Here is a 765-nt window from a genome sequence, read left to right as displayed (position 1 = left end):
GGCCTAGGCGGGTGACGCGCCAGGCGGTGACGGGGTGTCGGGAGATGAGGCCGACTCCGTAGCAGGGTTCGCCGTGGCCGTCGTCGTCGTGGGTCAGTGGGCGGAACGTCTCGCCGGGGGTGCCGACGAGGGCGGCGGCGAAGCGGTGTTCGGTGGCGTGCAGGGCCTGGGCGGCGACGGCGGTGAGGTCGAGGTTGCCGCTGCGGGACTGGTCGCGGTCGACTTCTTGCAGGGCCAGGACGTCGGCGTCGAGGGCGGCCACGGCGGCGGCGAGTCGGGTGGGGTCGACCAGGCCGTCGGTCAGGGACCGGCCGTGCAGCAGGTTGAACGTGGCCAGGCGCACACCTGTCACCTTAACGAGGTGTGTGGGACAGTTGCCCGATGCTGCGGGCGTTGTTCTGTTCGATGTTGCTGTTCGTGGCGGTGGCGGCGGTGGGGTTGTGGGTGCGGCGTCTGCGTGGTCGGTGATCTGCGGGGTCGGGTTAGTGAGGCTGGCCACAGCGGGCCGCCGCTGACCTGCGGGGATGGGAAGAATTGCCGCCCGTGGAGTTTGATCCGTTGACCGTGTCGACCCTGCTGGTTGCCGCTGCCGTCGCCGGCTGGGTGGATGCCGTGGTGGGTGGTGGGGGGTTGTTGTTGCTGCCGGCGTTGTTGGTGGCGGCGCCGGGGGTGCCGCCGGCCACCGCGTTGGGCACGAACAAGTTGGCGGCGATCGCGGGGACGGCGACGGCGGCGGTGACGTACGCGCGGCGCACGAGGATGGAC

The 765-nt window shown here is 71.4% G+C and carries 2 protein-coding genes; one reads left to right on the top strand and one right to left on the bottom strand.

The features are described 5' to 3' along the window. Positions 1–343, bottom strand: a 343-nt coding sequence (locus tag C1I93_RS30805; protein WP_181445399.1) for an endonuclease/exonuclease/phosphatase family protein, incomplete at its 3' end; no start/stop codon positions are given. A 200-nt stretch (positions 344–543) separates the two neighbouring features. Between C1I93_RS30805 and C1I93_RS30800 the strand changes: the two genes are divergently transcribed. Further along, a partial coding sequence (locus tag C1I93_RS30800; RefSeq protein WP_220039622.1) for a TSUP family transporter occupies positions 544–765 on the top strand: 222 nt, incomplete at its 3' end.

The sequence above is a fragment of the Micromonospora endophytica genome (assembly GCF_003236305.1).
GTDB lineage: Bacteria > Actinomycetota > Actinomycetes > Mycobacteriales > Micromonosporaceae > Micromonospora > Micromonospora endophytica.
Note: the sequence above shows the minus strand (reverse complement) of the source record. Positions and strands in the feature narration are given on the sequence as shown.